Genomic DNA, 24,531 nt, shown 5'->3' on the forward strand with positions numbered 1-24,531 from the left:
GAAAGCTATGAAGCCGGGCTCTATCTCCGAGGCTCGGTCATGTGGTTGAAGCTCCTCACTTCAACCACATGATCCGAACTCTAAACAGCTCCTAGGACCTCCCGACCGTTCCCCGCCGGGGCGTCGCCGGTCATCCGGCGCCGCCTTGAGTATCGTTGCCGGTGACAGTCGTCGCGGGAGAAGGGGTGCGGGCGGGCAGATGGTGACCGGCGGGGCCGCGAGGGCGGGAGAGCCGAGAGCACGGCGGATGCGAGCCGTGCTGGCGCCGCTCGGCCTGGCCGTGGCGGCGGGTGCGGCAACCCTCCTGGTCGCGCTGGTCGATCCCGGCGAGCCGGGGCACTATCCCGCCTGCCCCTTCCTCACCCTCACCGGGCTGTACTGCCCGGGTTGCGGAGGGCTGCGGGCGGTGCACGCGCTCACCCAGGGTGACCCGGCCGCCGCACTGGGGTTCAATCCGCTCGTCGTGATCATGATCCCCGTGGTGGTCCTGCTGTGGGGACGCTGGGCGTTGTTCTCCTGGCAGGGAAGACGAGATGCCGGAAAAGTTATAAATCCTGCCTATGTATGGGCATTTCTTGGTTTAATGATCGTTTTTTGGATAGTGCGGAATGTTCCCTTTGGGGAATTCTTGGCCCCATAGTCACCTATAGGCGTCACCCGGTGGCGGGGCGACCACGGCAAGGCCGATAGCATCGGCGAGACAGGGCAATCGATCGGGAGGGGCCTTACTCGTGAGCGAGTGGAGTGAGCGGACCATGCGTACGGCAGCGTTCGCCGACATGACCTCCGAGTTTCGCGAGGAGGACAGGTGAGCGTACTGGAGGAGATCCTCGAAGGAGTCCGCGCGGACCTGGCCGACCGGCAGCAGACGGTGTCGCTGGCGCAGCTCAAGGAACGCGCGGAGCGGGCACCCGCCCCCCGCGACGCCTACGCCGCTCTCGGCGGCGACCAGGTGGCGGTCATCGCGGAGGTGAAGCGTTCGAGCCCGTCGAAGGGCGCGCTGGCCGCCATCGCCGACCCCGCCGCGCTCGCCGGTGACTACGAGTCCGGTGGCGCCCACGTCATCAGCGTCCTGACCGAGCGTCGCCGCTTCGGCGGCAGCCTGGAGGACCTGGCCGCCGTCCGCGCCGTGGTCGACATCCCGGTGCTGCGCAAGGACTTCGTCGTCACCTCCTACCAGCTGTGGGAGGCCCGTGCCTACGGCGCGGACCTCGTGCTGCTGATCGTGGCCGCGCTCGAACAGAACGCGCTGGTCTCCCTCATCGAGCGGGCCGAGTCGATCGGGCTGGCCCCGCTGGTCGAGGTGCACACAGAGGAGGAGCTCGACCGGGCGCTCGCCGCCGGAGCGAAGATCATCGGTGTCAACGCGCGCAACCTCAAGACCCTCGAGGTCGACCGCGAGGTGTTCGCCAAGATCGCCCCGAAGATCCCGGACGGTATCATCAAGATCGCCGAGTCGGGTGTGCGCGGTCCCCACGACCTGCTCGCCTACGCCAGGGCGGGGGCGGACGCCGTCCTTGTCGGCGAGAGCCTGGTGACCGGCAAGGACCCCAGGGCCGCCGTGGTCGACCTGGTCACCGCCGGAGCCCACCCCGCATCCCGACCAGAGGGACAGTGAGCACGTGACAGTGACAGACGGCATCCTCACCTCCGCGGACCTCGCGGGCAACGGCGTCCACGGCGACGACCCGGACACCGACGGCAAGTTCGGCGTCTTCGGTGGGCGCTACGTCCCCGAGGCCCTCATCCCCGCGCTGGACGAGGTGGCGGCCGAGTACGAGAAGGCCAGGAACGACCCCGCCTTCCTGCGGGAGTTCGACCACCTGCTGCGCACCTACGCGGGCAGGCCGACCACCCTCACCGAGATCCCCCGCTTCTCCGAGCACGCGGGCGGCGCCCGGATCGTGCTCAAGCGCGAGGACCTGACCCACACCGGCGCCCACAAGATCAACAATGTGCTCGGCCAGGCCCTGCTCACCAAGCGGCTCGGCAAGAACCGCCTGATCGCCGAGACGGGCGCGGGTCAGCACGGCGTCGCGACGGCGACCGCCGCGGCCCTGATGGGCCTGGAGTGTGTGATCTACATGGGGGCCGTCGACTGCGAGCGCCAGGCGCTCAACGTCGCCCGCATGAAGCTGCTCGGCGCCAGTGTCGTCCCGGTGACCAACGGCAGCCAGACCCTCAAGGACGCCATCAACGAGGCCTTCCGCGACTGGGTGGCCAACGTCGACCACACGCACTACCTGTTCGGCACCATCGCCGGACCGCACCCGTTCCCCGAGATCGTCCGCGACTTCGCCCGCATCATCGGCGTCGAGGCCCGCCGCCAGATCCTCGACCTCGCGGGCAGGCTGCCCGACGCGGTGGCCGCGGCCGTCGGCGGCGGTTCCAACGCCATCGGCATCTTCCACGCCTTCCTTGAGGACCAGGACGTCCAGCTGCACGGCTACGAGGCCGGCGGCCGCGGCAAGGAGACCGGCGAGCACGCCCTCACCCTCACCGAGGGCTCCATCGGGGTCCTGCACGGGTCGCGCACCTACGTCCTGCAGGACGAGGAGGGCCAGACGATCGAGTCCCACTCGATCTCCGCGGGCCTCGACTACCCCGGTGTCGGCCCCGAGCACGCCTGGCTCAAGGACACCGGACGCGCCGCCTACCACGGCATCACCGACGCCGAGGCCATGGACGCCTTCGCCCTGCTCGCCAGGACCGAGGGCATCATCCCGGCCATCGAGTCCTCGCACGCGCTCGCCGGAGCCCTCAAGCTCGGCCGCGAGCTCGGCCCCGAGGCGCTCATCCTGGTCAACCTCTCAGGCCGGGGCGACAAGGACATGGGCACCGCCATGAAGTACTTCAACCTCTGACGACCGACTTGCTTCCCCTCCGCCCCGCGGAGGGGACGGAGGCCACGACCGACAACGGAACCAACGATGACGACTCTTCAGACGGTGTTCGCCAAGGCTAAGGCGGACGATCGCGCCGCCCTCATCGGATACCTCCCCGCGGGTTTCCCCACGAAGGACGGCGCGATCGCGGCCGCGACCGCCATGGTCGAGGCCGGCTGCGACGTGATCGAGATCGGCCTGCCGTACTCCGATCCGCTCATGGACGGCCCGACCATCCAGGACGCCGTGCACCGGTCGCTGATCAACGGCACCCGCATCGCCGACGTGCTGCGCACGGTCGAGGGGGTGGCCAAGACGGGCGCCGCCACGCTGGTCATGACCTACTGGAACCCGATCGACCGCTACGGCGCCGACCGGTTCGCCCGTGACCTGGCCGCAGCGGGCGGGACGGGGACCATCACCCCCGACCTGACCCCGGAGGAGTCGGGGCCGTGGCGGGAGGCCAGCGCGGGGGCCGGAATCGACACCGTCTTCCTCGTCGCACCCAGCTCTCCCGAGACACGCATCAAGGCCGTCGCCGAGTGCTGCACGGGCTTCGTCTACGCCGCCTCCCTGATGGGCGTCACCGGGGCGCGCGCCACGGTCGGTGAGGCCGCCGAAGGCCTGGTCGAGCGGACCCGCAGGCAGACCTCACTGCCGGTCTGCGTCGGCCTCGGAGTCGGCACCGGCGAGCAGGCGGCCCAGGTCGCCCGCTACGCCGACGGCGTCATCGTCGGCTCGGCGTTCATCCGCCGCCTGCTCGACGCCCCGGACGAGGCCTCGGGCCTGGCCGCGGTCAGGGAACTGGGAGCCGAGCTGGCGGCGGGCGTGCGCGCCTGATTCGCCGCTGAAAACCGGGCTTGCCCGGGACACGCCTGAAATCTCATACGACGCGGCCGTCCACACAGGACGGCCGCGTTCTTCGTACGGCGCCGCCCCATGGAGCCGGGGCGTCGTCATGCCCGCCGACCTGCGCGGAAGGCTGCGGCGTACCCTGGAAATGCGTACGCTGGAAGCGGCGCATCGGCCCCGGGGGTGCGAGACCTCTCTCCCGGTTCAGTCCGAACGCTCCCCCCGTTGACCTGAAAACGCCGCGAGGACCGTGCCTCGGCTACGATTTCCCAGTTCGAACAGGCTCGGCCCGCCGATCGCACAGGTGCAGGGACATGGGGGAAACCGGGACGGTCATCGAACCTGGAGGGTGTGTGCCAGTGGCGGAGGAGCCGAGGCGGCGGCCATGCCGTCCCCGCCTTCGCGCCATGCCACGCCCGGCCGGACACCCGGCGAACGGGAGACCGGAGTTTCGGGACCCTCACGGAGCGCGTTACGGTCGGCCGATTGACTTACCCGACGCTTATCCAGCACGTGATGGGGTTCCTCAGGAACGCGTGTAGCCGCCGGCGACGGCCGCGACGCAGGTCCGGAATGGGAGACGATGATGCTCGTGACTTCTGAAAAGCAGGCCCCCCCGAGGTCGCACAGAGCTAGTTCGACGCTACCCTGGGTGACGACCGTCTCGCGGTTGGTGCTGGCGGGGGTGCTCATTGTCGCAGGTTGGGGCAAGATCGGCACGCCTGTGCTTTCCGTCCAGTCGGTCAAGGCGTATGAACTGCTTCCAGACTCGCTTGCCACGGTGGTCGGCTACGGCCTGCCCATCCTGGAGATCGTCATTGGGGTGTTGCTGGTTGTCGGACTGCTCACCCGCGTCGTGGGCGGCATCTCCGCGCTGCTCATGCTGGCGTTCGTCATCGGCATCGCCTCCGTGTGGGCGCGCGGCCTGCGGATCGACTGCGGCTGCTTCGGCGGCGGCGGCCAGCTCAAGCCGGGGGTCGAGCCCGACTACCTCGTCGACATCCTGCGGGACTCCGGTCTCTTCGTTCTCGGCGTGCTCGTCGCCCGGTTCGGTCCGGGACGGCTCGCGCTGGACTCCGCGCTCGGGCTGGCCCCTGAGCGGGAGTCGTACGACGAGGTGGACGGCGAGGAGGAACCACGGAAACAGGAGGATCACTGATGGGCAAGGCCGCACGGGAGCACTCGGTGCGTGAGCGGATCAAGGCACAGCGGGAGGAGCAGCGGCAGAAGGAGCGGCTCAAGCGCGTCGCGACGGTGACGACCGTGGTGGTCGTCGCCCTCGGCGCGATCGGAGCCGGATGGTGGTACGCCGCCAACGGCAGCAAGCCCGAGGAGGTCACCCAGGCGCTCGCGCCGATCACCGCCTCCCCGGACGGCTCCGTCGTGATGGCCGTCGCGGGCGTCGAGAAGCCGGTCCTGGACGTCTACGAGGACTTCCAGTGCCCCGCGTGCAGGGCGATGGAGCAGACCAGCGGGCCCACCATCAAGAACCTGGCCGCCGAGGGAAAGGTCAAGGTGGTCTACCACCCCATCACGATCTTCTCGCAGGAGATGAACCAGGGCGTCACCAGGGGTAACTCCCTGCGTGCCGGGGCCGCCTCCCGGTGCATCCCCGGAGGGACCCCGTGGTCGAAGTTCCACGACAAGCTGTTCAAGGAGCAGCCCTCCGAGACCGTCGAGGGCTTCAAGGTGGACGACATGGTCGACTGGGGCAGAGACGCAGGGGTCACCGGCTCGGCCTTCGCCACCTGCGTGACCACCCAGCAGAAGGCCCAGGAGCAGATCGACTACAGCACCAGGACCATGCAGGCCGCCAAGCTCAGCGGCACGCCGACGCTGAAGATCAACGGGACCGAGATCGGCAACGACGTCGCGTTCAAGCCCGCGGATCTCCGTAAAGCCGTTCTCGATGCCGCCAAGTAGCCCGCGACACGGTAACGTCACCTGACATGCCCCTCGCCTCGATTCCCAGCCCCTCGCAGGGGGTCTGGTACCTCGGTGTAATCCCCATCAGGGCCTACGCGCTGTGCATCGTGCTCGGCGTCATCGTCGCCGTCGCCATCGGCGAGCGCCGCTGGCGCGCCCGTGGGGGAACGCCGGGCACCATCGTCGACCTCGCCGTCTGGGCCGTGCCGTTCGGCCTGGTCGGCGGGCGTCTCTACCACGTCATCACCGACTGGCAGCTCTACTTCGGGCCTGACGCCCCTCACACGCCCATCGAGGCGCTCTACATCTGGAACGGGGGGCTGGGCATCTGGGGGGCCGTCACCCTGGGCGCGCTGGGCGTCTGGTTCGGCTGCCGCAACCGGGGAATCTCGGTGTCCGCGGTCGCCGACGTCGTGGCCCCGGCCATCGCGGTCGGCCAGGCCATCGGCCGGTTGGGCAACTACTTCAACCAGGAGCTGTTCGGCAGCCCGACGACCCTGCCGTGGGGCCTGGAGATCGACCCCGACAAGCCGGGCACGCTGCCGGGGGTCTCCACCTACCACCCCGCCTTCCTGTACGAGATGGTGTGGGACCTGGGTCTGGCCCTCGTGCTGGTCTGGGCGGGCCACAGGTTCGCCCTCAGGCACGGCCGGTTGTTCCTGCTCTACATCGCGGGCTACACCCTGGGCCGGTTCTGGATCGAGGGGTTGCGCATCGACACCGCCCACCACATCCTTGGCCTGCGGCTCAACCAGTGGACCTCCATCGTGCTGTTCGTCGCGGCGCTCATCTGGTTCTGGAGCACCAGGAACAAGACCGGCGAGGAGCGGGTCGTCGGGGTGACGCAGGACCAGGAGGCCGGCGATCCGGCCGACCCCGCGCATGCCGCCGACCAGGCGGACGAGCACGAGACCGGGCCGCGGGCGGAGACCGAGGACGACCGGCCCGCCGATTCCGCGCCCCCCTCGGAGCAGGCCGGCGGGCAGGACGGGCAGGATGGAAAGGCGGAGTTCGTGTCCGCCTTCGCCCAGACGGGCGCAGAGACCGACCCCGCCCACGGGTCCGACCAGGCCGACGAGGCCGAGAGGGCCTCGGCCGACGGCGAGCGCGCAGCAGGGGAGAAAGGCACGGCGTGAGCCGGGTCTCCCCCCGCTAAGGAACCAGGCGAAGAAAGAGGAACGATGAGTCAGGGCGGCGCCCAGGAGCGCGCCGAGATCCACCACGCCCACCGGGATGTCAACGGCGGCTGGCTGCGGCCCTCCGTCTTCGGGGCGATGGACGGGCTCGTGTCGAACTTCGCGCTGATCGCCGGTGTCGCGGGCGGCACGACGAGCACCCAGGTCGTCGTGCTGGCGGGCATCGCGGGCCTGGCGGCGGGGGCGTTCTCCATGGCGGGCGGCGAGTACGTCTCGGTCGCCAGCCAGCGGGAGCTCGCCGTCGCCGAGATCGACGTCGAGCGGCGTGAGCTGGAACGCAACCCCGAGGCCGAACTGCGCGAACTCGCCCAGCTCTACGAGTCGCGCGGTGTCCAGCCCGAGCTGGCGGCGGAGGTGGCCAGACAGATCTCCCTCAATCCCGACAAGGCGCTTGAGGTGCACACCAGCGCCGAACTCGGCGTAACCCCGGGGGACCTTCCCTCGCCCAAGGTCGCCGCGGTCTCCTCGTTCCTGTCCTTCAGCGTCGGCGCGGTCCTGCCGCTGCTGCCGTACCTTCTCGGGGTCACCAGCCTGGTCGGTTCCGCGATCGTCTCGTGCCTGGCGCTGTTCGGGGCGGGGGCACTGGTCTCCAGGGTCACCGCGCGCAGCTGGTGGTACAGCGGGCTGCGCCAGCTCGGCGTCGGCGCGCTCGCCGCGCTCCTGACCTTCGGCCTCGGCCACCTGCTGGGCGGGGGCGGCCTGTGAACGCGCCCAGCCCCCAGGTCCCGACCCCGTCGCGCAGGCGCCGGCGCGGCTCCTCCAGGACGGCGCAGCCCGTGGAGGGCGGCAGACTGCGGGAGCTGGGGCTGAGCCGCCTCCAGCAGCGGCTGCTGGTGATCGGCGGTTCCGTCGTCGGAGTGATCGTCACCGCGGTCGTCCTGGCCTTCGTGATCTCCGCGGTCGGCAACGACTTCGTCCCCGAGCGGGCGACCGCCGCCGCCATCGTGACCCAGCCGAGGCCCGACACCTACAAGGGATGGAACTCGCCGAAGCTGTTCGCGCCCATCGAGCGGAACACGGCCGACCCGGCGCCGCTCACCGTCAAGGAGATCTTCCCCGTCAGGACCCTCAAAGAGGGTGCGATCACCCTGAAGCTGGGCGCCACCAAACTCGACGCGACCTGCTCGGCGGCGGTCTGGGGGCGGGAACTGGCCGACCAGCTCACCAGGTCGGGCTGCACCCAGGCGCTGCGGGGCACCTACACCAGCGCGGACGGCCGCTACGTCGCGCAATACACCCTGTTCAACCTGCGTGACACCGCCGCGGCCAACGAACTGGTCCAGTCCCTGACCGCGGGTTACCGGGGAGGCTGGCCACAGCCGCTGGGGCAGGGCGGCAGGGCGCCGTTCTCCTCCTCCGGTTACAGCGAGGGCAGCGGCAACGCCATGGGCCACTACGCGGCCCTGGTCTGGATCGGCCGCGCCGACGGCGCCGATCCCGGCGAGAAGGACGACTTCGTCTCCCTGTCCCTGGCGGTCAGGGGCGCGGAGAGGGCCGTTTTCCGCCGTGTCGTCGCGGTGAAGCCCGCCGCGTCCCCCTCGTGACCCCACGGACAGTAGGCTCATCGGTCATGCGTAAGTGGATCATCGCCGTCGCCGTCGTGGCCCTCGCCGCCGCGGGGACCGCGGTGTTCCTGTGGTCACGGGCGGGTACGGACACCCAGCGCCCGGCGACCTTCAGGGCCGAGCGGACCACGGCGCACTACGACCCCATCGCCACCCGGGCCGCCGATCCCGACCCGCTGACCGTCGCAGAGGTCTTTCCCACGGGTTCGGTGAGCGCGGGCGGTGTCACGCTCACGCGCCAGGGCACCGAACAGCTGACCGACTGCGCCTCGGCGGTCTGGGGTGGGGCACGGGAGGCCGTGGCCGGATGCACCCAGGTGTTGCGCGCCCGCTACGCGACCCGTGACGGCCGGGTCCTCGGCCAGTTCGTCGTCTTCAATCTGGCCGACTCCGCCGCCGCCGACCGGCTCGTCGGCGTGCTGGGCCGTGACGGTTTCGTACGGCCGGTCCCGGGCGCCCCGGAGGGCTTCCAGGGAGCCGCGGGCTGGGCACAGGCCCGTGCCCTCGGCCACTACGTCACCGTCAGCTGGGTCGCCCCCGCCGGGACCACGGGGCAGGGGGCGGATAAGGCCGACCTGACCTACCCGCAGGTGGCCGTCGACAGCCCCAGCCTGCTGCTCCAGCACCGTCTGGTGCGCTGAGCGCGCTCAGTCCGCGGGCACGGGCGCGGTCAGGGAGCGCGCGACCGCGTCCTGGAGCTCCCGCAGCCGGTGCGCGGGCAGTTCGAGGACGGTGACGTCCTGCGCCCACGGCGCGCTCAGCGCGACGAGTGCCCTGGCCTGCCGTTTGGTCAGCTCACCTCTGACCGAGATGAGAGCCTCCCGCCAGGTGTTGGCGACCTTGCCGTGGGCGTTGTCCAGGACGCGCCGCAGGACGCGGCCCTCGTCGGTCTGCGGGGGCGGCAGCCGTACGGCGTGCACGGTCCGGCCCTCGGCGGTCAGCTCGTAGACGGCCGACAGCTCGGCGGGCAGGGCGGTGGGCGGCTCGGCCAGTGTGACCTGGACCCGGCGGGCGCGGGTGGCCAGCAGCAGCCGGGGCAGCGCGGCCTCAAGCCCCGCGGGCACCGCGATCGCCACCTCGGCGGGGTCGGTGGCGTACGGCTTGGCGAGCCAGGTCGACAGGCGTGCCCTGGGGGTGCGGGGCAGCACCTGGGCGGGCCAGTCCCCGACCAGCACCTCGGGACTCCCGGTGACCGGGGGAGGAGGCGCGGATGAGGCCGCCGACTCGACCGCCTGGGGGCCCTGGGTGTAGATGGCGGCGCTGAGGCCCTCGACGCGGGCGGCGACGGCGGGCCAGGTCTTCGTGGTCGGCCGCAGGACGTACAGGTCGGCGGCCGAGCCGATGGCCTCGGCGCCGAGATAGCGGTTGAAGTCGGGGTAGATCGCCTCGTTGACGAGGTTGAGGGCGGACAGGGCGTTCTGCACCTTCAGCGCCAGGGCGGGAGTGCGTTCGCTGGCGCCGTAGGCCAGCAGGACGCGGCCCTGGTCGCGGTCGCGCAGCCCCTCGGCGGCGCGGGCGACGAACAGCCCGACCCCCTCGGGCGTGTAGGGCGGGTCGGTGATCGCCAGGTCGGCCCATCCGCGAGCCGAGGCGGGCAGGCCGAGGCGCAGGTCGGCCCAGCGGGTGCGCACCGGCAGGCCCAGGCGTCCGGCCTGCTCGGCGATGTAGCCGAGGATGCGCTCGTCGATGTCGGCGACGGTCACCTCAAGGCCGGGGCACAGCGCCGCGACGGCCAGCGAGGTCAGGTCGTGGTCGCCGACGCACAGCAGGCGGGCGCCGTCGAGCCAGAACCTCGCCTCAAGCAGCAGGGCCCGCCTGACCACGGTCTCCGCGGTCGCCGACACGTGGTCGAGCGTGTGACGCCCCCGGGGCGCGCCGGTGATCAGCTTCTCCATCGTGGCGACCAGGCCGGCCTGCTCGGGCAGCAGGTGGGCCACCGGGTCGGCGGGCGCACGGGACACGGGTGCCTCCGGCAGCGGGGCCCTGAGCCTGAACCGGTCGCCGGAGCGCTCCAGGTCGAGCTCGCGCAGCAGGGACTCGACCGTCCGCCGTGACGTCGCGGTCAGCCTGACCAGATCGGCGAGGGTCCACCAGCGGCCGTCGCCCAGCGCGGCCAGCACGGCCCTCGGTCTCCTGCCGTCGACTCCCGCCCGCGCGAGGAGATCCGCAATCGCGTCCATGCGCCAACCTTAGGGCGCCCGATGGAATGCCGTGCCGTACGGGCATGTTGACTGAAGTGGGCAAACCTGTACTAAATGGTCGCTATGCGGACCGGGTAGGTAGCTTTCCGGCAGGGTACGGTAATGTCTACCCACCACGCAGCAGGGCCAACGTCGTCCCTAGCTTGATCCAGAGCAGCGAGACGACGGGAGGGATTCGATGCCTGCTGCCCACCTCGGTTTCCCCGAGCCCCAGGGCCTGTACCACCCTTCGAACGAGCACGACGCCTGTGGCGTCGCCATGGTCGCCGACGTCGCGGGCCGCCGCAGCCACGACATCGTCACAAAGGCGCTGACGGCCCTGTGCAACCTCGACCACCGGGGAGCCCAGGGAAGCGAGCCCGACACCGGTGACGGCGCCGGCATCCTCACGCAGATCCCCGACACCTTCCTCCGCGCGGAGGCGGGCTTCCCGCTCCCCGAGGCGGGCTCGTACGCGGTCGGCACCGCCTTCCTGCCCGCCGAGGCGGAAGCCCGCCACGACGCGGTACGGCAGATCGAGCGGATCGCGGACGAGGAGGGCCTCACGGTCCTCGGCTGGCGCGACGTCCCGACCGACCGGGCACTGCCCGGCCCCAGCGCCCGTGCGACCATGCCGCACTTCGCGCAGCTGTTCGTCTCCTCCCCCGGAGGTGAGAGCGGCCTCCAGCTGGACCGGATCGCCTTCTGCCTGCGCAAGCGGGCCGAGCACGAGACGAAGGTCTACTTCCCCTCGCTCAGCTCACGGACGATCGTCTACAAGGGCATGCTCACCCCCGGCCAGGTCGAGCCTTTCTTCCCCGACCTGAGCGACGAGCGCTACGAGACCGCCATCTCGCTGGTCCACTCGCGCTTCTCGACCAACACCTTCCCCTCCTGGCCGCTGGCGCACCCCTACCGCTACGTCGCCCACAACGGCGAGATCAACACGGTCAAGGGCAACCGCAACTGGATGCGTGCCCGCGAGGCCATGCTGAGCACCGCCGCCCTGCCCGGCGACCTGTCGCGGCTGTTCCCGATCTGCGACCCGGACGGCTCCGACACCGCCTCCTTCGACGAGACGCTCGAACTGCTCCACCTCGCCGGACGCGAACTGCCCCACGCCGTGCTGATGATGATCCCCGAGGCGTGGGAGAACAACACCGAGATGGACCCCGCACGGCGGGCCTTCTACGAGTTCCACTCCACCCTCATGGAGGCCTGGGACGGCCCCGCCTCGATCACCTTCTCCGACGGCACCCTCGTCGGCGCGGTCCTCGACCGCAACGGCCTGCGCCCCGGCCGGTTCTGGGTGACCACCGACGGCCTCGTCGTACTCGCCTCGGAGGCGGGCGTCCTCGACATCCCCGCGCAGGACGTGGTCCGCAAGGGCCGCCTGCAGCCCGGCAGGATGTTCCTGGTCGACACCGCCCGCGGCAAGATCATCGAGGACGACGAGATCAAGGCCCGGCTCGCCGCCGAACTGCCCTACGGCGACTGGCTGCACGCGGGCCTGGTCCGCTTCGAGGAACTGCCCGCCCGCTCGCGGGAGATCCCCACCCACGAGGCGCTCATCAAGCGGCAGCAGACCTTCGGCTACACCGAGGAGGAGCTGCGGATCATCCTGGCGCCCATGGCGACCACGGGCGCCGAGCCCATCGGCTCCATGGGAACCGACACCCCCGTGGCCGTCCTCAGCGACCGGCCCAGGCTGCTGTTCGACTACTTCAGCCAGCTGTTCGCGCAGGTCACCAACCCGCCGCTGGACGCGATCCGCGAGGAACTCGTCACCTCCCTGGCCAGCACGCTCGGCCCCGAGGGCAACCTGCTCGCCCCCGAGCCCTCCTCCTGCCGCCAGCTCGTGCTGCCCTACCCGGTGATCGACAACGACGAGCTCGCCAAGATCATCCACATCAACGACGAAGGCGCGCTGCCCGGCTTCCGCCCGCACGTCGTCTCCGGCCTCTACGAGGTCCACGGCGGCGGCGAGGCCATGCTCCACCGCATCGAGGAGATCCGCACCGAGGTCTCCGCGGCGATCGAGGGCGGCGCACGGATCATCGTGCTGTCCGACCGGGGCTCCTCCGACGCCCTCGCGCCCATCCCGTCGCTGATGCTCACCGGCGCGGTGCACCACCACCTCATCGCCGAGAAGACCCGCACCCGGGTCGGCCTGGTCATCGAGACCGGCGAGGCACGTGAGGCCCACCACATGGCCCTGCTCATCGGCTACGGCGCGGGCGCCGTCAACCCCTACCTCGCCATCGAGACCGTCGAGGACATGATCGCCTCCGGCGTCCTGAAGGTCGAGCGCGACAAGGCCGTGCGCAACCTCATCAAGGCGTACGGCAAGGGCGTCCTGAAGGTCATGTCCAAGATGGGCGTGTCCACCGTCGCCTCCTACACCGGCGCGCAGATCTTCGAGGCGCTCGGCCTCGACGAGAACGTCATCGGCACCTGCTTCACCGGCACCACCTCCCGCCTCGGCGGCGTCGGCTTCGACGTCCTGGCCGGGGAGTCCGCGCTGCGCCACGCCCGCGCCTACCCCAGGGCGGAGAACGCCCACCGCAGGCTTGAGGTCGGCGGCGAGTACCAGTGGCGCCGCGAGGGCGAACCCCACCTGTTCAACCCCGAGACCGTCTTCAAGCTGCAGCACGCCACCCGCTCACGCCGCTACGAGATCTTCAAGGAGTACACCTCCCTCGTCGACTCCCAGGCCGAGCGGCTGATGACCCTGCGCGGCCTGTTCACCCTCCGTGAGGGAGTCCGCGAACCGGTCCCGATCGACGAGGTCGAACCGGTCAGCGAGATCGTCAAGCGCTTCTCGACCGGCGCCATGTCCTACGGCTCCATCTCCAGGGAGGCGCACGAGACCCTCGCCGTCGCGATGAACCGCCTCGGCGCCAAGTCCAACACCGGCGAGGGCGGCGAGGACCCCGACCGGCTCCACGACCCCGCCCGCCGTTCGGCCATCAAGCAGGTCGCCTCGGGCCGCTTCGGCGTCACCTCCGAGTACCTCGTCAACGCGGACGACCTGCAGATCAAGATGGCCCAGGGAGCCAAGCCCGGCGAGGGCGGCCAGCTGCCCGGCCACAAGGTCTACCCCTGGATCGCCAAGACCAGGCACTCCACCCCCGGCGTCGGCCTCATCTCGCCGCCGCCGCACCACGACATCTACTCCATCGAGGACCTCGCCCAGCTCATCCACGACCTGAAGAACGCCAACCCGGCCGCCCGCGTGCACGTCAAGCTCGTGGCGGAGGTCGGCGTCGGCACGGTCGCGGCGGGCGTGTCCAAGGCCCACGCCGACGTCGTGCTCATCTCCGGCCACGACGGCGGCACCGGCGCCTCCCCGCTCACCTCCCTCAAGCACGCGGGCGCCCCCTGGGAGCTCGGCCTGGCCGAGACCCAGCAGACGCTGCTGCTCAACGGGCTGCGCGACCGCATCGTCGTGCAGGTCGACGGCCAGCTCAAGACCGGCCGTGACGTGATCATCGCCGCGCTGCTCGGCGCCGAGGAGTACGGCTTCGCCACCGCCCCGCTGGTCGTCTCCGGCTGCGTGATGATGCGCGTGTGCCACCTGGACACCTGCCCGGTCGGCGTCGCGACCCAGAACCCCGAGCTGCGCAGGCGCTTCAGCGGCAAGCCCGAGTTCGTCGTCAACTTCTTCGAGTTCATCGCCGAGGAGATCCGCGAATACCTCGCCGCCCTCGGCTTCCGAACCCTCGACGAAGCCGTCGGACACGCGGAACTGCTGGACACCGCCCCCGCCGAGCAGCACTGGAAGGCCTCAGGCCTGGACCTCACGCCGATCCTGCACCGCCCGGAACTCCCCGAGGGAACTGCGCTGCGCCGCGTCACCGAACAGGACCACGGCCTGGAACGAGCCCTCGACCACACCCTGATCCAGCTCGCCGAAGGCGCCCTGGCCAACGGCGACCCGGTCACGCTCGACCTGCCCATCCGCAACGTCAACCGTACGGTCGGCACCATGCTCGGCCACGAGGTGACCAAGCGGTACGGCGGCGCGGGACTGCCCGACGACACCATCGACGTCCGCTTCACCGGCTCAGCGGGCAACTCCTTCGGCGCCTTCGTGCCCAGGGGCGTCACCCTGCGCCTGACCGGCGACGCCAACGACTACCTCGGCAAGGGCCTGTCCGGCGGCCGGATCACCGTGAGGCCGCACGAGGAGGCCCCCCTCGACGGCCACATCATCGCCGGAAACGTCGGCCTGTACGGAGCGACCTCCGGCGAGGCCCACATCCGCGGCGTCGTCGGCGAACGCTTCTGCGTACGGAACTCCGGGGCGACCGCCGTCGTCGAGGGCGTCGGCGACCACGGCTGCGAGTACATGACGGGCGGCAGGGTCGTCGTCCTCGGCCCCACCGGCCGCAACTTCGCCGCGGGCATGTCCGGCGGCGTCGCCTACCTCCTCGACCCGGAAACCGCGCGGATCAACCGCGAGATGGTCGAGATCGAGGACCTGGACGAGACCGACGCCGACACACTGCGGGAGATCGTCGAGACCCACCTGGCGGAGACCGGCTCGCCCGTCGCCAAGGAACTCCTGGCCGACTGGGACCCGGCCCGCTTCCGCAAGATCATGCCGACCGACTACAAGCGGGTGCTGCGCGCGGCCGAGGCCGCCAGGCGCGAGGGCAGAGACATCGACGAGGCGGTCATGACGGCCGCGGTGCAGGGATAAGGGGGTACACACCGATGGCTGACCCGAAGGGTTTCCTCACTCACGGACGCGAGCTGCCCGCCCGCCGCCCGGTCGACGTGCGCATCCGCGACTGGAAGGAGGTCTACCAGGACTTCCCCAGGCCCGCCCTGACCAAGCAGGCGTCCCGCTGCATGGACTGCGGCATCCCGTTCTGCCACAACGGCTGCCCCCTGGGCAACCTCATCCCCGAGTGGAACGACCTGGTCTACCGCGACGACTGGCGCGAGGCCGTCGAACGCCTGCACGCCACCAACAACTTCCCCGAGTTCACCGGCCGCCTGTGCCCCGCGCCCTGCGAGGCCGCCTGCGTGCTCGGCATCAACTCGGACCCGGTGGCGATCAAGCGCGTCGAGGTCGAGATCATCGACCGCGCCTTCGACGAGGGCTGGGTCACCCCCCAGACCCCCACGGCCAGGACCGGCAGGAAGATCGCCGTCGTCGGCTCGGGGCCCGCGGGCCTGGCCGCCGCCCAGCAGCTCACCAGGGCCGGGCACGACGTGGTGGTGTTCGAACGCGCCGACCGCGTCGGCGGCCTGCTGCGCTACGGCATCCCCGAGTTCAAGATGGAGAAGCGGCACATCGACCGCAGGCTCGCCCAGATGCGGGCCGAGGGCACCGAGTTCCGCACCGGCGTCAACGTCGGCGTCGACGTCACGGCCGCCCAGCTCCGCGCGGAGTTCGACGCCGTCGTCCTGGCCGGCGGCGCCACCCTGTGGCGGGACCTGCCGGTCGCCGGACGCGACCTCAAGGGCGTCCACCAGGCGATGGAGTACCTCCCCCTGGCCAACAAGGTCCAGGAGGGCGACCACACCGTCTCGGCGATCGACGCCAAGGACAAGCACGTCGTGGTCATCGGAGGCGGCGACACCGGAGCCGACTGCATCGGCACCGCGATCCGCCAGGGGGCGGCCTCCGTCACCCAGCTGGAGATCATGCCACAGCCCCCGGCCGAGCGCCCCGGCAGCCAGCCCTGGCCCACCTTCCCCATCCTGTTCAAGATGGAGAGCGCCCACGAGGAACTGGCCGACGGCGGCGGCGACCGCGTCTACGCCGTCTCGACCACCGAGTTCGTCGGCGACGCCGACGGCAACGTCAGGGCACTGCGTCTCGTCGAGGTCGAGGGCCCCGCGAACGGCTTCAAGCCGATCCCCGGCACCGAACGGGAGATCCCCGCAGACCTCGTCACCCTCTCCATGGGCTTCGTCGGCCCGGAGAAGGCCGGCCTGCTCCAGGACCTCGCGGACTCCGCCGACGGCGAGTTCTTCGACGCCCGGGGCAACGTCGCCAGGGACAAGGGCTACATGACCTCCGCCGAGGGCGTCTTCGTCGCCGGAGACATGGGACGCGGCCAGTCGCTGATCGTCTGGGCGATCGCCGAGGGCCGCTCCGCCGCCGCGGCCGTCGACCGCTACCTCACCGGCCAGACCGCCCTGCCGACGGCGATCCCGCCGACCGCCAGACCCCTGGTCTGAACACGACCCGGCGTTCCCGGTACGGCTCTGCGCCCGCCGTACCGGGAACATCGGTTTGCTTTGCAGGTCGGATGGCTTGAGGATGATTCTCCTGGCTCCAACGGATGTGGAGGATCGATGAACCGCTGGCGCGCACGCCTGACCGGGGCGGCAGCCGTCGTCGCCGTGGTTGCGGGTCTCACCGCGGCCGCCCCCGCGAACCAGGCCACGGCCGGCGGCGGGGCGCTGCGCGACTACCTCGTCTTCTACGCCGACGGCGCACGGACCGGAGCGGTCAGGGCCGTCGAGGAGGCCGGGGGAACCCCGCTCTCCACCGAACCCAAACTCGGCTACGTCGTCGCCAGAGGCCCCGCCGCCGGCTTCGTGGAGAGCCTCGCCGGTGACCCCTCCGTCGCCGGAGTCTCCGGCGACCGCAGGATCGGCCACGCCGCCTCCGTCCCCGCCACGGCGACCGGGGTCAACGTCTCCGACATCAGGACCATCGCCCTCAGCGGCGGCGAACCCCTCGCCGGACGGCAGTGGGACATGAAGATGATCGGCGCGACCGCCACCGGATCGCACGCCACCGCCCCCGGCGACAAGCGGGTGCTGGTCGGCGTCATCGACACCGGCATCGACGGCAAACACCCCGACATCGCCCCGAACTTCAACCGCGGCCTCAGCCGCAACTTCGTCACCGACATCCCCAAGGACCCCAACGGCAAGGAACTCGACGGCCCCTGCGAGTTCAAGGGCTGCAAGGACCCCGTCGACCGGGACGACGACGGCCACGGAACCCACGTGGCCAGCACCATCGCCTCCCCGATCAACGGCCTGGGCGTCGCAGGTGTCGCCCCCGGCGTCTCCCTCGTCAACCTCCGCGCGGGCCAGGACTCCGGGATGTTCTTCCTCAAACCCAGCATCGACGCCCTCACCTACGCCGCGGACAACGGCATCGACGTGGTCAACATGAGCTACTACATCGACCCGTGGCTGTTCAACTGCACCGCCAACCCCCGCGACTCCAAAGCGGAACAACTCGAACAGCGCGGCGTCATCACCGGCATGCAGCGCGCCCTCGACTACGCCCGCGCACACGGCGTCACCCTGATCAGCGCCATCGGCAACGAGGCCACCGACCTCGGAAACCCGAAGACCGACCTCATCAGCCCCGACTACCCCCTCGACGCGCAGCGCACCCGTAAGATCGGCAACTCCTGCCTCAGCGTCCCCGCCGAGTCCAAGGGCGTCATCTCGGTCTCCGCAGTCGGCCCGACCAAGCGCAAGGCCTCCTACTCCGACTACGGCCTCGAACAGACCGACCTGGCGGCCCCCGGCGGCGACGCCGCCGACGGCGAGAGCGGCCAGGACATCACCAGGACCGTTCTGGCGGCGGCCCCGGAAAACGTGCTCCGCGCCGAACACCTCATCGACGCCGACGGCAAACCGCGCAGCGGCTCCGTCGTACGTGACTGCAAGGCGGGAACCTGCGCCTACTACCAGTACCTCGCCGGCAGCTCCATGGCCGCCCCGCACGCCACCGGCGTCGCCGCCGTGATCATCAGCCGCTTCGGCAAACCGTCCAAGGACGGCGTCACCATGCGCCCCGCCGACGTCGAACGGCTGCTCTACGCCAGCGCGACCCGCACCTCCTGCCCCAAGCCCCGCCGCTACGTCTACCAGGGCTTCGGCGACGAGGCCGCCCACACCTGCCAGGGCTCCAAGTCCCGCAACGGTTTCTACGGCCGCGGCATCGTCGACGCCGCCAAGGCCGCGACCATCGCCCCCTGACGTTCCGGGCGTCACACCCACACGGGCCGGTGACGCCCCGCGAGGGCGCCTGAACCGGGGCGGAGCCGCGTCCGCCCCGGCCCTGTGAGGCCGGCTGCCACACCCGCGGCGTTGCAACCGTCCATACGACGACGTACGGCACCGCCCCGCCGGGACCCGCTCCGTCCCACCCCCGCCACCGGCAGGCGGGTCAGGCCCCTGACCGCCCGCGTCGCCGCACACGGGCACCAGGCCGGAGCGCCGCCACGGCTCACCGCCGCCGGTGCGGCACGACGACCGCGAACCCCCTCGACCACGTACGGCAGGACCAGCACCGATCGCATCGGACGCCCCGAAGAAGTCCGACGGGCTCATCCCGCCGGCCGGATGGAGATCGCCGTACCCGGCCGGTCCCGACGCCCGGCCGTACGGCACCGCCGCGACCGAGACCCCTCGGCCATCATGGTCCGCGCCCGCGTTCACAGGCCACGACTCCGGGCCGCCGCCTCAACGCCCCCGGCACCCCACAGGCGTTCAACGGCAACACCCGGGCTCGCACCGGTGACACGATGTCATCGAGTTTTTCACCCCTGCTCCGGCCAACGTAACGACCAAGTGGTCTGTACCAATTAGGGTGGGACCCGTGACTCGTCGCGCAAAAATCGTCTGTACCCTCGGCCCCGCCACCTCCTCCCCGGAACGCCTCCGCGAACTCATCGCCGCAGGCATGGACGTGGCTCGTTTCAACCTCAGCCACGGCAGCCAGGAACTGCACAAAGAGGTATACGACAGGGTGAGGGAGGCCGCCGCCGAACTCGGCCGCGGTGTGGGCGTGCTCGCCGACCTGCAGGGCCCCAAGATCCGCGTCGGAAAGTTCGAGGAGGGCCCCGTCCGCCTCGGTTTCGGAGACGTCTTCACCATCACCACCGAGGACGTCCCCGGTGACCGCGAACAGGTCTCGACCACCTACCTCGGCCTCCACAAGGACGTCCGCCCCGGTGACAGCATTCTCGTCGACGACGGACGCGTCCACCTGGAGGTCACCCGCATCGACGGCCCCCGCGTGACCACCCGCGTGATCATCGGCGGCATGATCTCCGACAACAAGGGCCTCAACCTGCCCGGCGTCAACGTCAGCGCCCCCGCCCTCACCGACAAGGACGAGGCGGACCTCCGCTGGGCCCTGCGCACCGGCTTCGACCTCATCGCCCTGTCCTTCGTCCGGCGCCCCTCGGACGCCGACGTCGTCCGCAACATCATGGAACAGGAAGCCGTCCGCCTCCCGCTGCTCGCCAAGATCGAGAAGCCCCAGGCGGTCGAACGGCTCCCCGAGATCATCGAGGCCTTCGACGGCATCATGGTCGCCCGCGGCGACCTCGGCGTCGAACTACCCCTCGAAGAGGTGCCGATCGTCCAGAAACGCGCCATCCAGCTCTGCCACGAGAAGGCCCGGCCGGTCATCGTCGCCACCCAGATGCTCGACTCCATGATCTCCGCCCCCCGCCCGACCCGCGCGGAGGCCTCCGACGTCGCCTACGCCGTCATGGAGGGCGCCGACGCCGTCATGCTCTCCGGCGAGACCTCCGTCGGCAACTACCCCATCGAGACCGTCCAGACCATGAGCCGCATCGCGGTCGCCGCGGAGAAGACCTCCCTGCACGCCACGCACAGCCTCGACCGGCTGCCCGAGACCACCGGAGGCGCCATCGCCCGCGCCGCGGCCGAGGTCGGCGCCATCGTCGGGGCCAAAGCCCTCGTCGCCTTCACCATGTCCGGCGAGACCGCCCGCCGCCTGGCCCGCTACCGCTCGCCCATCCCGCTGCTCGCCTTCACCTCCGCCCCCCACGTCCGCAACCAGCTGGCCCTCACCTGGGGCGTGGAGACCTTCGAGGTGCCCTTCGTCCACCACACCGACGACATGGTCCGCCAGGTCGAGGCCTCCCTGCTCGCCAACGCCCGCCTGGAGAAGGGCGACAAGGTCGTCATCGTCGCCGGATCCCCTCCCGGCACCGCGGGCTCGACCAACGCCCTGCGCGTCCACACCATCGGCGCGGCCGTCTCCCACCCCGCCTGACCAACCGCACCCAACCGGTACGGCCGGCGCCCCGACGCCCGCCGTACCGGCATCGTGGGCCAACGGCGGGTCAACCGTCGTACTCCCACGTCCGCAGGAACAACCTCCTGCCCTTCTCCTCACCGGGAATCGGCGGCGCCTCCGTCAGGGAGTAACCCGCCGCGCCCGCCACCGCCGCGCTCGCCGTGTTCTCCTTCTCGATCTCCAGCAGCAACCGGTCGATCCCCAGCGTGCCCCGGGCGAACTCCGTCATGACCCGCACCGCCCGCACCGCCAGCCCACGCCCCCGATGGGCCGCACCCACGCTGTAACCGATCTCCGCGACCCCCGAACCGGGCTCGCTCCACATCAGCAGCACCTCACCCAGCGCCGCCCCCGAGCCTTCTGTGATGGCCAGCTGGACGGCCTGCCCCGCCGCCCGGCGCTCCCGCGCACGCTTCAGATAGAGCCGGGCGGCCTCCAGATCGAACGGGGAGACCAGAGGCGTCCAGTAGGCCACCTCGGGATCGTCGAACAGGCCGACCATCGTCTCCAGGTCATCGTCCTCCCACTCCCGCAACACCAGGCCGTGCCCGCTCAGACGGAGCTCCCCCGGGACGACACCACCAGTCATGTCTGCCTCTCAGATCGAAGGGCCGCAACCGCCGACTCTTCCCGATGCCTCCCCTCAGCGGCAAGTCGTCCACGCGGACCGTCAGTGCTTCGGGCCGACGAACTCGTCCAGCCTCTCGACGGCCTCCCTGCGGGCGACGGAAACGGTGTTCGGCTTGGGACGACTCCAGGCGACCCCGAGCATGTCGAGGGTCTCCTCACAGAGGGTGAGAATGTCACGGGATTCGTTGACGAAGAGGTAACGCGGATATTCGTACCACTGTGACCGGCCGCCGAACTCTCGCCGGACCCGGTTGTTCGATCTGCATCCGTCGGAGTGGAAAAGGCCCCGTGCAAGGCTGCCGGGATTGGCCTCGACGATCTCTCGCTGCCAGCTCTCCAGACTGATCCGGCGTTCGTGTTTCTTTCCCGGCCCGTGCTGGGGGAACAGGTGAGGCCAGTGCTTGGAGAAGCAGTTGATCTCTGTGCATCCCTGGCGGGGGAGCCTGCGGACCTTGTTGCCCGGTCTGATGACGGTGAGGGCTTGGACGCACTCCTCCTGGAGCCCGGGCCAGGCGTCCGCGCACATGATCCGTAGTGACCACACCTGTTTCGCGGGGTCTCCGACGGCACTGATACAGCCGTCACCGAGATAAAGGCCCAGAAGGTAGGCGTAGACGTCACCGGGTGTGGGAGGCTGCGGGATCTCCTGACACCGGGGACACGAGGCCGTACGGGAGGGCGGACGGTCGGGATGGTCCCGCCACTGCCTGACCGTCGCCCGGGAAACACCCGTCTGGCGACTGACCGAGCTTATGGTCTGCCCGGAATCGAGCAGCCGGAGCACTCTCTGACGCACAGTGAGGTGATACATGCGGAGAGTTTCGCAGGAGGGTGCGACAAAAACGCGCGGTGCGCCGAGGGGTCTGACCTTTGGTGCCCTGAGTGGGATTCGAACCCACACTAGATGGTGTTTGAGACCATTTCCTCTGCCGTTGGGATATCAGGGCATATTTCCGGACTTGTCCGGATTGTGTGCCGGTGGTGAGCTTACCCAGAACTGGATCGGCTGTGGGCACCGGCGTGGTTCTAATCTAGCGGACATCGGTACTCTCTTGCTCGTGAGTACGCAGCGGCGAGTGGTGATCGCGGAAGACGAGGCTCTGATCCGCCTCGACCTGAAGGAGATGCTGGAGGAGGACGGGTACGCCGTCGTCGCGGAGGCCGGGGACGGGGAGGCCGCCGTCGCGCTGGCCGCCGAGCACCGGCCCGATCTGGTGATCCTGGATGTGAAGATGCCCATCCTGGACGGAATCTCGGCCGCCGAGCAGATCGTGTCGCGGCGGATCGCCCCGTGTCTGATTCTCACGGCGTTCTCCCAGCGTGATCTGGTGGAGCGGGCGAGGGACGCCGGAGCCATGGCGTATTTGGTGAAGCCGTTCACGAAGTCGGATCTGGTGCCCGCGATCGAGATGGCGGTCAGCAGGCACGAGGAGATCGTGGCGCTTGAGCGGGAGGTGGGGTCGCTCTCTGATCGGCTGGAGACGCGCAAGCTGGTCGAGCGGGCGAAGGGCCTGTTGATGTCGGAGCACGGGTGGAGTGAGCCGCAGGCGTTCCGGTGGATTCAGAAGGCGTCGATGGATCGCCGGTTGAGCATGCGTCAGGTGGCGCAGATCGTGGTCGACGGGGTGTCCGGGGCCGGGGGTGCGCCGGGGGAGTGAGGGGTGGGCCCGGTGGGGAGGCCCCCCTTCCTTTAGGAAGGTTTCCTGTTTGTTAAGCCCGCGCGGCTCCGGTGACCCCGGTCTGACGCGGGCTTTTGCATCTTCGAAGTGATCTATGTGAGGGTGGTGATGCGCGTGGTGACCATGACTTTTGTCAGTTATAGCTGAAAAGAATCGGTGTAATAACGAAATAGTTACGGTGGCCTGTCCTGTATCGACCCGTGACATCCGCTGGCTGTACTAACCGACACAACCCCCTGGCCACTCCGTCAGGGAGGGCATCTGTGAACCCGCTCCCCATGAGGGGTCGGGCGAAAGGAAGGCAACCTTGCGGCCCAAGACTGCTCGCCTCGGTGGAGTGCTCGCTGCCGGTGTGGCGCTCACCCTCGGTCTCGCTGCTTGTGGTAACAGTGGCTCTGGGACCCCGCAGTCGGACGGTGGCTCCAGTTCCGCCGCCTCCGCTGCCGGGACCGTCAAAATCGGTTTCATGGGTGACCTGACCGGCGCCAACGCGGGTATCGTCATTCCGCCGTGGAACGGCGCGAACCTCGTCGTCGACGAGTACAACAAGACGAACCCGGCTGTGAAGATCGAGCTGGTCAAGTACGACAGCCAGGGTGACGCCTCCAAGGCCGTCGCGCTGGCGCAGCAGGCCATCAAGAGCGACAAGGTCGCCGGCCTGATCGGCCCGGCGTTCTCCGGTGAGTCCGCGCAGGTCGCGCCGGTGCTCGAAGAAGCGGGTGTTCCGAGCATCACGGCCTCGGCGACGAACGCCAAGCTCGCGGAGAACGGCTGGAAGTTCTGGCACCGTGTGCTGCCGAACGACGGCGTTCAGGGTCCCGGTATCGCGGACTTCATCGCGGGTGCGGCGGGTGCGAAGAACGTCTTCGTCATCGACGACAAGTCGGAGTACGGCAAGCCGCTGGCCGACGCGGTCCGTACGCAGCTCGGCACCAAGGGTGTGAAGCTGACCAACGACTCACTCGACCCGGCCGAGAGCGACTTCTCCTCGGTGGTGAACAAGGTCGCGGCGGCCAAGCCTGACGCGATCTTCTTCGGTGGTTACTACGCGGCGGGCGGCAACCTGCTCAAGCAGCTGCGTGACAAGGGCGTGAAGGACGCGAAGTTCTTCTCCGGCGACGGTTCGCTGGACAAGGGCCTCATCGACGGCGCCGGCGCGCAGAACGCCGAGGGCGCCCTCGTCGGCTGCCCCTGCTACATCGCCACCCCCGATGTCACCGACCCGAAGGTGAAGAGCTTCGCCGACTCTTACAAGGCGAAGTTCAACGCCGACCCGGCGATCTACGCCTCTGAGGGTTACGACGCCGCGTCCGTCTTCGTCGAGGCGGTCAAGGCGGGCAACACCACCACCGACAAGATCAACGAGTTCATCAAGACCGTTGACCTGGCCGGTGTCTCCAAGCAGGTGAAGTTCGGCGACAACGGTGAGGTCGTCGCCAAGGACATCTACATCTACCAGGTCAAGGGCGGCGCCATCACGCTGCTGGGCAAGGCCACCGAGGCCAAGCTGGGCTAGGGACGGACCGCGAGAAGAGAAGGTAGTTGGCGCACGGGGAGCGGGATCGCCGAAGCG

Annotated in this window: 19 protein-coding genes and 1 tRNA gene; 16 read left to right on the forward strand and 4 right to left on the reverse strand. The window is 69.9% G+C overall.

The genetic code is table 11. The features are described from left to right. The first annotated feature begins 247 nt into the window (after positions 1-247). From ABZ463_RS00005 to ABZ463_RS00050, 10 genes are all read left to right on the forward strand, one after another. Entirely contained in the window at positions 248-640 is a 393-nt protein-coding gene (locus tag ABZ463_RS00005; RefSeq protein WP_362771566.1) for a DUF2752 domain-containing protein, read from the forward strand. A gap of 168 nt (positions 641-808) precedes the next feature. Then, positions 809-1,618, forward strand: coding sequence for an indole-3-glycerol phosphate synthase TrpC (trpC, locus tag ABZ463_RS00010; RefSeq protein ID WP_352009057.1), 810 nt, complete (start codon positions 809-811; stop codon positions 1,616-1,618). Between the two features lie 22 nt (positions 1,619-1,640). Next, complete coding sequence (gene trpB / locus ABZ463_RS00015; RefSeq protein ID WP_352009461.1) at positions 1,641-2,864, forward strand: tryptophan synthase subunit beta; 1,224 nt, start codon at positions 1,641-1,643, stop codon at positions 2,862-2,864. A gap of 66 nt (positions 2,865-2,930) precedes the next feature. After that, positions 2,931-3,725, forward strand: coding sequence for a tryptophan synthase subunit alpha (trpA, locus tag ABZ463_RS00020; protein WP_352009058.1), 795 nt, complete (start codon positions 2,931-2,933; stop codon positions 3,723-3,725). 664 nt (positions 3,726-4,389) lie between these two features. Beyond that, entirely contained in the window at positions 4,390-4,896 is a 507-nt protein-coding gene (locus ABZ463_RS00025) for a DoxX family protein (RefSeq protein WP_352009059.1), read from the forward strand. Then, entirely contained in the window at positions 4,896-5,660 is a 765-nt protein-coding gene (locus tag ABZ463_RS00030; protein ID WP_352009060.1) for a thioredoxin domain-containing protein, read from the forward strand. The genes ABZ463_RS00025 and ABZ463_RS00030 overlap by 1 nt, the downstream gene beginning before the upstream one ends. A gap of 26 nt (positions 5,661-5,686) precedes the next feature. Further along, entirely contained in the window at positions 5,687-6,799 is a 1,113-nt protein-coding gene (lgt, locus tag ABZ463_RS00035; protein ID WP_362771569.1) for a prolipoprotein diacylglyceryl transferase, read from the forward strand. 45 nt (positions 6,800-6,844) lie between these two features. Beyond that, positions 6,845-7,564, forward strand: coding sequence for a VIT1/CCC1 transporter family protein (locus ABZ463_RS00040; RefSeq protein WP_352009062.1), 720 nt, complete (start codon positions 6,845-6,847; stop codon positions 7,562-7,564). Next, the gene (locus ABZ463_RS00045; protein WP_362771572.1) at positions 7,561-8,403 is read left to right on the forward strand and encodes a hypothetical protein; all 843 of its coding nucleotides are present in this window, start codon (positions 7,561-7,563) and stop codon (positions 8,401-8,403) included. The genes ABZ463_RS00040 and ABZ463_RS00045 overlap by 4 nt, the downstream gene beginning before the upstream one ends. 26 nt (positions 8,404-8,429) lie before the next feature. Beyond that, complete coding sequence (locus ABZ463_RS00050) at positions 8,430-9,065, forward strand: hypothetical protein (RefSeq protein ID WP_362771574.1); 636 nt, start codon at positions 8,430-8,432, stop codon at positions 9,063-9,065. Between the two features lie 6 nt (positions 9,066-9,071). On the opposite strand, the gene ABZ463_RS00055 is transcribed toward ABZ463_RS00050, so the two are convergent. After that, positions 9,072-10,604: a bis-aminopropyl spermidine synthase family protein gene (locus ABZ463_RS00055; RefSeq protein ID WP_352009065.1), complete on the reverse strand. Its 1,533-nt coding sequence runs from the start codon at positions 10,602-10,604 to the stop codon at positions 9,072-9,074. A gap of 199 nt (positions 10,605-10,803) precedes the next feature. Between ABZ463_RS00055 and gltB the strand changes: the two genes are divergently transcribed. From gltB to pyk, 4 genes are all read left to right on the forward strand, one after another. Beyond that, complete coding sequence (gltB, locus tag ABZ463_RS00060) at positions 10,804-15,309, forward strand: glutamate synthase large subunit (RefSeq protein WP_352009066.1); 4,506 nt, start codon at positions 10,804-10,806, stop codon at positions 15,307-15,309. Positions 15,310-15,323: 14 nt separating this feature from the next. Further along, positions 15,324-16,802, forward strand: a complete 1,479-nt coding sequence (locus tag ABZ463_RS00065; RefSeq protein ID WP_362771577.1) for a glutamate synthase subunit beta — start codon at positions 15,324-15,326, stop codon at positions 16,800-16,802. A 117-nt stretch (positions 16,803-16,919) separates the two neighbouring features. Then, positions 16,920-18,572 (forward strand): S8 family serine peptidase, encoded by a 1,653-nt coding sequence (locus tag ABZ463_RS00070; RefSeq protein WP_362771579.1) that lies wholly within the window; start codon positions 16,920-16,922, stop codon positions 18,570-18,572. Between the two features lie 622 nt (positions 18,573-19,194). Then, positions 19,195-20,625 carry a pyruvate kinase gene (pyk, locus tag ABZ463_RS00075; RefSeq protein WP_352009069.1) on the forward strand — a complete coding sequence of 477 codons (1,431 nt, stop codon included), beginning with the start codon at positions 19,195-19,197 and terminating at the stop codon, positions 20,623-20,625. A gap of 70 nt (positions 20,626-20,695) precedes the next feature. On the opposite strand, the gene ABZ463_RS00080 is transcribed toward pyk, so the two are convergent. The 3 genes from ABZ463_RS00080 to ABZ463_RS00090 all read right to left on the reverse strand — a co-directional run bounded on the left by ABZ463_RS00080 (position 20,696) and on the right by ABZ463_RS00090 (position 22,226). Then, complete coding sequence (locus ABZ463_RS00080; protein ID WP_352009070.1) at positions 20,696-21,238, reverse strand: GNAT family N-acetyltransferase; 543 nt, start codon at positions 21,236-21,238, stop codon at positions 20,696-20,698. 81 nt (positions 21,239-21,319) lie between these two features. Further along, positions 21,320-22,075, reverse strand: a complete 756-nt coding sequence (locus ABZ463_RS00085; RefSeq protein ID WP_352009071.1) for a helix-turn-helix domain-containing protein — start codon at positions 22,073-22,075, stop codon at positions 21,320-21,322. 75 nt (positions 22,076-22,150) lie between these two features. After that, positions 22,151-22,226: transfer RNA gene (locus tag ABZ463_RS00090), tRNA-Leu, on the reverse strand. A 129-nt stretch (positions 22,227-22,355) separates the two neighbouring features. Between ABZ463_RS00090 and ABZ463_RS00095 the strand changes: the two genes are divergently transcribed. Further along, positions 22,356-22,937, forward strand: a complete 582-nt coding sequence (locus ABZ463_RS00095) for a response regulator (protein WP_352009462.1) — start codon at positions 22,356-22,358, stop codon at positions 22,935-22,937. Between the two features lie 373 nt (positions 22,938-23,310). Then, the gene (locus ABZ463_RS00100) at positions 23,311-24,474 is read left to right on the forward strand and encodes a branched-chain amino acid ABC transporter substrate-binding protein (RefSeq protein WP_362772204.1); all 1,164 of its coding nucleotides are present in this window, start codon (positions 23,311-23,313) and stop codon (positions 24,472-24,474) included. Positions 24,475-24,531 lie beyond the last annotated feature (57 nt).

Source organism: Streptosporangium sp. NPDC020145 (assembly GCF_040631275.1).
GTDB lineage: Bacteria > Actinomycetota > Actinomycetes > Streptosporangiales > Streptosporangiaceae > Streptosporangium.

Coding starts and splice junctions, on each gene's coding strand:
- ABZ463_RS00065 (WP_362771577.1), top strand. CDS start 15,324: ATGGCTGACCCGAAGGGTTTCCTCACTCACGGACGCGAGCTGCCCGCC.
- ABZ463_RS00050 (WP_362771574.1), top strand. CDS start 8,430: ATGCGTAAGTGGATCATCGCCGTCGCCGTCGTGGCCCTCGCCGCCGCG.
- ABZ463_RS00040 (WP_352009062.1), top strand. CDS start 6,845: ATGAGTCAGGGCGGCGCCCAGGAGCGCGCCGAGATCCACCACGCCCAC.
- trpA (WP_352009058.1), top strand. CDS start 2,931: ATGACGACTCTTCAGACGGTGTTCGCCAAGGCTAAGGCGGACGATCGC.
- ABZ463_RS00005 (WP_362771566.1), top strand. CDS start 248: ATGCGAGCCGTGCTGGCGCCGCTCGGCCTGGCCGTGGCGGCGGGTGCG.
- lgt (WP_362771569.1), top strand. CDS start 5,687: ATGCCCCTCGCCTCGATTCCCAGCCCCTCGCAGGGGGTCTGGTACCTC.
- ABZ463_RS00030 (WP_352009060.1), top strand. CDS start 4,896: ATGGGCAAGGCCGCACGGGAGCACTCGGTGCGTGAGCGGATCAAGGCA.
- gltB (WP_352009066.1), top strand. CDS start 10,804: ATGCCTGCTGCCCACCTCGGTTTCCCCGAGCCCCAGGGCCTGTACCAC.
- ABZ463_RS00055 (WP_352009065.1), bottom strand. CDS start 10,604: ATGGACGCGATTGCGGATCTCCTCGCGCGGGCGGGAGTCGACGGCAGG.
- ABZ463_RS00070 (WP_362771579.1), top strand. CDS start 16,920: ATGAACCGCTGGCGCGCACGCCTGACCGGGGCGGCAGCCGTCGTCGCC.
- ABZ463_RS00080 (WP_352009070.1), bottom strand. CDS start 21,238: ATGACTGGTGGTGTCGTCCCGGGGGAGCTCCGTCTGAGCGGGCACGGC.